Below are 6,077 nucleotides of genomic sequence, written 5' to 3'. Positions count from 1 at the left end.
CGCCGAGACGGTAAAGGCGAACAGTTTGACGTCCTCCGCCCGCCAGCCGAGGAAGCGGGTGCGGCTTTCGGCGTCGCGCACCGCCATCAACAGCTTGCCGTATTTGGAGCGCACGATCGCCGCGGTGACGAAGACGGCCAGCGCCAGCGTCACGGCGCTGGCAGCAAACAGCGCCGAGCGCGTCGCGTCGGCCTGCACGTTGAAACCGAGAATGTCCTTGAAGTCGGTCAGCCCGTTGTTGCCGCCGAAACCCATGTCATTGCGGAAGAAGGCGAGGAGCAGCGCATAGGTCATCGCCTGGGTGATGATCGACAGATAGACGCCGGTGACGCGGCTGCGGAACGCGAACCAGCCGAAGACGAAGGCGAGCAGGCCGGGCACGGCCAGCACCATCGTTGCTGCGAACCAGAAATGGTCGAAGCCGTACCAGAACCAGGGCAGTTCCTTGTAGTTCAGGAACACCATGAAGTCGGGCAGGATCGGGTTACCGTAGACGCCGCGCGAGCCGATCTGGCGCATCAGATACATGCCCATCGCATAGCCGCCGAGCGCGAAAAAGGCGCCGTGGCCGAGCGAGAGGATGCCGCAATAGCCCCAGACGAGATCGAGCGCGAGCGCCAGCAACGCGTAGCAGAGGTATTTGCCGAGCAGCGCCACGATATAGGGCGGCACATAGAGAGCGCTTGTCGAAGAAACAGCGAGGTTGAGCAGCGGCACGACGATGGCCGCCGCCAGCAGGACGAAAATGGTGATCTCGATGCGCCGGTCGGCGCCGAAGAGGCGCTGCGCGATCATGCTTCCACCGCCCTGCCCTTCAGCGCGAACAGGCCGCGCGGGCGCTTCTGGATGAACAGGATGATCAATACCAGCACGACGATCTTACCGAGCACTGCGCCGGCATAGGGCTCGAGGAACTTGTTGACGATGCCGAGCGAGAAGGCGCCGACCAGCGTGCCCCAGAGATTGCCTACGCCGCCGAAGACGACGACCATGAAACTGTCGATGATGTAGCCGCGGCCGAGATTGGGCGAGACATTGTCGATCTGGCTGAGCGCCACGCCGGCGATGCCTGCGATGCCGGAGCCGAGCGCGAAGGTCAGCGCGTCGACCCATGGCGTCCTGATGCCCATGGAGGCCGCCATGCGGCGGTTGGCGGTGACGGCGCGCATCTGCAGGCCCCAGGGCGTGCGCTTCATGACGTAGAGCAGTACCGCGAACACCAGGAGCGCGAACACAAGGATCCACAGCCTGTTCCAGGTGATGGCGAGTTGCCCGATGTCGAACGAGCCCGACATCCAGGACGGATTGCCGACCTCCTGGTTGGTCGGCCCGAAGATGGTGCGCACGGCCTGCTGCAGGATCAGCGAGACGCCCCAGGTGGCCAAAAGCGTCTCCAGCGGACGGCCGTAGAGGAAACGGATGATGCCGCGCTCGATGGCAAGCCCGACCAGCGCCGCGACAAGGAAGGCAAGCGGCAGCGCGATGACCAGCGACCAGTCGAATATGCTTGGGAACGATGTGCGGATGACCTGCTGGACGACGAAGGTGGTGTAGGCGCCAAGCATCACCATCTCGCCATGCGCCATGTTGATGACACCCATGACGCCGAAGGTGATGGCGAGGCCGATCGCGGCAAGCAGCAGCACCGATCCGAGCGAGATGCCGTACCAGATGTTCTGGCCGGCATCCCACAGCGCCAGCGTCGAATTGATGCGGCCGATGGCGCCGGCTGCCGCGTCCTTGACCGCGCCTTGTGAATTGGCTTCGACCGAAGTCAGCAATGAAAGCGCGTCGCGATCGCCACGCGCCGCGATGAGCGAGATGGCCGCGAGCTTGTCGGCTTCGGGCTTGTCGGAAACCAGAACCGTCGCCGCGCGCGCCTGTTCGAACATGGCCTTGACGGCCGGCTCGGTCTCGGCGGCGATCGCGGCATCGAGCGGCTCGATATTCGCCGCATCGGGCGTCTTGAACATGGTCGTCGCGGCGGCGAGCCGCACGCCCGCGTCCTTGGCGCGCAGCGTCAGCGTGCCCAGGGCATCGCGGATCGTCCGGCGAAGGCCGTTGTTGACCTTGATCTTGGTGAGGTCGGTCTTGGCGGCGTCGGCCGCCTTCTTGCCGCTCAGCGGATCGAGCAACTCCACGCCGCCCGCGCCGTCCTTGCCGACGAAGACCTGGGAGTCGCCCTTGCGGATATAAAGTTCGCCGTCGGCCAGCGCCGAAAGTGGTCGTTCGACCGCCGGATCGCCGCTCGCGGCCAGCTCGCGCACCACCGCCTCGGTGGCCGAGAAGTTGGTGGCTGTCGCGAATTTGGCGATGATTGCGCGGAGATCGGCTTCGGCCGCGCTCGACGGCAACAGACTTGCCATCGTCAGCAACAGCAACAGCCCAATCGCGCGCAGCAGGATCATCGTCTTCCAGCGGTCCTCAAGGGTTTTGAAGGTTTGCCTGGGCGGGCCGGAGGATTGGCCCGCCCAGGCCGCGGTCTCGGATCGTGGGGCCACTCCGCGATCCGAGAGACCTGGGGTCATGGACCAAGGTCCGGACCGGGATCAGTTGGTGCCCTTGCCGCCGCACTTGCCGGTGGCGACGTTGAAATTGCCGCAGGACAGAGGCGCGCGCCAATCGGAGATCAGGTCCTTGGAATCCGGCAGATAGTCGGACCATTCGTCGCCCATCACGAGGCCGGGAGTTTGCGAGACGGTCTCGAACTGGCCATCGGCCTGGATTTCGCCAATCAGCACCGGCTTGGTGATGTGGTGGTTGGGCATCATCGTCGAATAGCCGCCGGTCAGGTTCGGAACCGACACGCCGACCATGGCGTCGATCACCTTGTCCGGATCGGTGGTGCCGGCCTTCTCGACCGCCTTCACCCACATGTTGAAGCCGATATAGTGGGCCTCCATCGGGTCATTGGTGGTGCGCTTGTCGTTCTTGATGAACTTGTGCCAGTCGTCGATGAACTTCTTGTTCTCGGGCGTGTCGATACTCTCGAAATAATTCCAGGCGGCGAGGTGGCCGACGAGCGGCCCGGTATCGAGACCGGCCAGTTCTTCCTCGCCGACCGAGAAGGCCATGACCGGGATGTCCTCGGCCTTGATGCCCTGGTTGCCCAGCTCCTTGTAGAAGGGCACGTTGGCGTCGCCGTTGACGGTCGACACGACCGCCGTCTTCTTGCCGGCCGAGCCGAACTTCTTGATCGCCGAGACCTCGGTCTGCCAGTCGGAGAAGCCGAACGGCGTGTAGTTGACCATGATGTCCTCGGCCGGAACACCCTTCGACTTGAGGTAGGCCTCGAGGATCTTGTTGGTGGTGCGCGGATAGACGTAGTCGGTGCCTTCGAGCACCCAGCGCTTCACCGAGCCGCCATCGGCGCTCATCAGATAGTCGACGGCCGGAATGGCCTGTTGGTTCGGCGCCGCACCGGTGTAGAAGACGTTGCGCTCGCTCTCCTCGCCCTCATACTGGACCGGATAGAAGAGGATGTTGTCGAGCTCAGAGAACACCGGCAGCACCGACTTGCGCGACACCGAGGTCCAGCAGCCGAACACCGCCGCCACCTTGTCCTTGGAGATCAGCTCGCGCGCCTTTTCGGCGAACAGCGGCCAGTTGGACGCCGGGTCGACGACGACTGCCTCGAGCTTCTTGCCGAGCAGGCCGCCCTTGGCGTTCTGCTCCTCGATCAGCATCAGCATGACGTCCTTCAGCGTCGTTTCCGAAATCGCCATGGTCCCCGACAGCGAATGGAGGATGCCGACCTTGATCGTATCGTCGGCCGCCCTGGCGGGAGCCGACATCGACAGGCCGGCAGCGATCACTCCGGCCGAAAACATTTTTGTTATTGTCGAGAAATTACCCCTCATGTTCCACGCTCCCAAGCTGGTTGTTTTGCATCGCGACAGAGCATTGCAAGCGACGTGCCAAACGCCGGAGCATGGCGAGCTGAGCGGCGATAGATGCGTTTTTACAATTGCTTATCGTATAGCCGTCGAACGGATCGAGTATCCGGGAGGGAAAGGGGATTGAGAAAACTTTGCGCACCTCTGCCTAGATTTTGCCCAAATGGTAAAAATGCCTAATCTTTGATCTCAATCCAACACGCGGTAATTCGGCAGCGGTTGCGAGACGATGGCAAAATGGGGCAAGGTCGCCGCGCAAACGAGCGACGTCATGGCCCTACGCATTATCCTGAGCTTCCTGCTTCTCTTATCCGCCGCCGGCGGCGCCCGCGCCGACTTCGCCGACGGCAGGCTGCCGGATGGCGTTTATCACTGCGAGGTCTACCTGCTCGGCATGTTCCTCAACCTCGGCGACATCACCATCAAGGGCAATCTCTACAGCGGCCCGGTCACCTTCGGCAGAACGCCGCAGGCCTACAATTACCAGATGGATGCCAATGGCGAGATCAGTTGGCTCGGTCCGCTCGGCGGCTACACCAGCGGCGGCAACTCTCTCTCCATCACCCAGGCGACGCTGGACGATCCGAACGCCCCTTCCTTCGACATCATCATGAAGCAGCAGGACGGCGCCTTCACCGCTTCGACCTGCACCAGGAGGTGACCGCCGGCGGCCGCGCCATTGCAATACGCCCTCTCATGTCATCCGGATGTTGCCGAGGCGGTTTAGGCAGCGCGGTGTCAAACATCCACCATAAGAGGCAGACACGATGGCCAACTCCCCGTCCTCACCCTCCCCTGTCATCCGCGACGTCATCGCCGCGCGGGTCTCGCGCCGCGAGATCCTCAGAGGCGGCCTTGCCTCCGGCGCGCTGATTGCCGGCGGCAGCTTCGTCGGCTCCTTGTTTGCCGGCGAAACACATGCCGCTGCCGCCCTTTCAACCCTCGGTTTTCCGGAGCTGAAGCGGGTCTATGACAAGAATCACGCCGCAGCCGAAGGCTATGAGACGACCATCGTCGCGCGCTGGGGCGATCCGCTCGCCGCCGGCTTGCCCGAATTCGACGGCAACAAGGTCGCGGCGGAGGAGCAGGAAAAGCGCTTCGGCTACAATTGCGACTACATCGCCTTCATGCCGCTGCCCAAGGGTTCGGTGAATTCCGACCACGGCCTGCTCTGCGTCAACAACGAGTACATCTCGCCCAACGTCATGTTCCCCGGCATGACCGAGGACGACGCCGGCAAAACGATGACGAAGGAACAGGTCGATCTCGGCCTCGCGGCCATGGGCCATTCGATCGTCGAGGTGATGCTGAAGGACGGCAAGTGGGCGATCGTCGAGGACAGCCCGCTCAATCGCCGCATCACCGCCAACACCGAGACGGCTGTCTCCGGCCCAGTCGCCGGTCATGCGCTGATGCGGACCTCGGCCGACCCGACAGGCGCCAAGGTGCTCGGCACCAGCTACAATTGCAGCGGCGGCGTCACGCCCTGGGGCACGGTGCTGACCTGTGAGGAGGGCGTCTCCGATCTCTTCGGCGGTGACCCGAAGAAGGCGCCGACCGCCGATATCCTCGACCGCTACGGCTTCGACGGCTCCGACATCTACGGCCGCGGCCGCTTCCATGACCGCTTCGACATCGACAAGGAGCCGAACGAGCCCAACCGCTTCGACTGGGTTGTCGAGATCGACCCCTACGATCCGCGGTCGACGCCGGTCAAGCGCACCGCGCTCGGCCGCATGTCGCATGAGGCCTCGACCGTCGTGCGCAACAAGGACGGCCGCATCGTCGTCTACATGGGCGACGACAACTACTTTGAATACATGTACCGCTTCGTCTCCGCCAAGCCGTACGATCCGGCGAACCCCGCTTCCGGTAACGATCTCCTGGACGACGGCGTTTTGTCGGTGGCGCGTTTCGATGCAGACGGCACGATGATCTGGCTGCCGCTGGTCCACGGCCAGGGTAAGCTCACCGCCGAGAATGGTTTTGCCGACCAGGCCGAGGTGCTGCTCAAGACCCGCCTTGCCGCCGACGCGCTCGGCGCGACGCCGATGGACAGGCCGGAGGACATCGAGACCAATCCGGTCACCGGCCGCGTCTATGCCGTCATGACCAAGAACAAGAAGCGCGATGAATCCAAGGTGAACCCGGCCAACACGCGGCCGGAAAACCTCTGGGGCC

5 protein-coding genes are annotated in these 6,077 nt (G+C 63.5%); 2 read left to right on the top strand and 3 right to left on the bottom strand.

Annotated elements, in window-relative coordinates; all coding sequences use genetic code 11:
* The 3 genes from urtC to urtA all read right to left on the bottom strand — a co-directional run.
* A partial coding sequence (gene urtC / locus EOA38_RS25045) for an urea ABC transporter permease subunit UrtC (RefSeq protein ID WP_127300482.1) occupies positions 1–795 on the bottom strand: 795 nt, incomplete at its 3' end.
* The gene (gene urtB / locus EOA38_RS25040) at positions 792–2,408 is read right to left on the bottom strand and encodes an urea ABC transporter permease subunit UrtB (RefSeq protein WP_127300483.1); all 1,617 of its coding nucleotides are present in this window, start codon (positions 2,406–2,408) and stop codon (positions 792–794) included. The genes urtC and urtB, both read right to left, overlap by 4 nt.
* Before the next feature lie 141 nt (positions 2,409–2,549).
* Positions 2,550–3,860: an urea ABC transporter substrate-binding protein gene (gene urtA, locus EOA38_RS25035; protein ID WP_126093795.1), complete on the bottom strand. Its 1,311-nt coding sequence runs from the start codon at positions 3,858–3,860 to the stop codon at positions 2,550–2,552.
* Positions 3,861–4,167: 307 nt separating this feature from the next.
* On the opposite strand from urtA, the gene EOA38_RS25030 reads away from it, so the two are divergent.
* Together EOA38_RS25030 and EOA38_RS25025 are read left to right on the top strand one after the other, a co-directional pair.
* Positions 4,168–4,557, top strand: a complete 390-nt coding sequence (locus EOA38_RS25030) for a hypothetical protein (RefSeq protein ID WP_127300481.1) — start codon at positions 4,168–4,170, stop codon at positions 4,555–4,557.
* Positions 4,558–4,663: 106 nt separating this feature from the next.
* A partial coding sequence (locus tag EOA38_RS25025) for a PhoX family phosphatase (protein WP_145966059.1) occupies positions 4,664–6,077 on the top strand: 1,414 nt, incomplete at its 3' end.

The sequence above is a fragment of the Mesorhizobium sp. M1E.F.Ca.ET.041.01.1.1 genome, from assembly GCF_003997355.1.
Lineage (GTDB): Bacteria > Pseudomonadota > Alphaproteobacteria > Rhizobiales > Rhizobiaceae > Mesorhizobium.
This window is presented reverse-complemented; position numbering and strand designations above follow the sequence as displayed.

Coding starts and splice junctions, on each gene's coding strand:
- urtB (WP_127300483.1), bottom strand. CDS start 2,408: ATGATCCTGCTGCGCGCGATTGGGCTGTTGCTGTTGCTGACGATGGCA.
- urtA (WP_126093795.1), bottom strand. CDS start 3,860: ATGAGGGGTAATTTCTCGACAATAACAAAAATGTTTTCGGCCGGAGTG.
- EOA38_RS25030 (WP_127300481.1), top strand. CDS start 4,168: ATGGCCCTACGCATTATCCTGAGCTTCCTGCTTCTCTTATCCGCCGCC.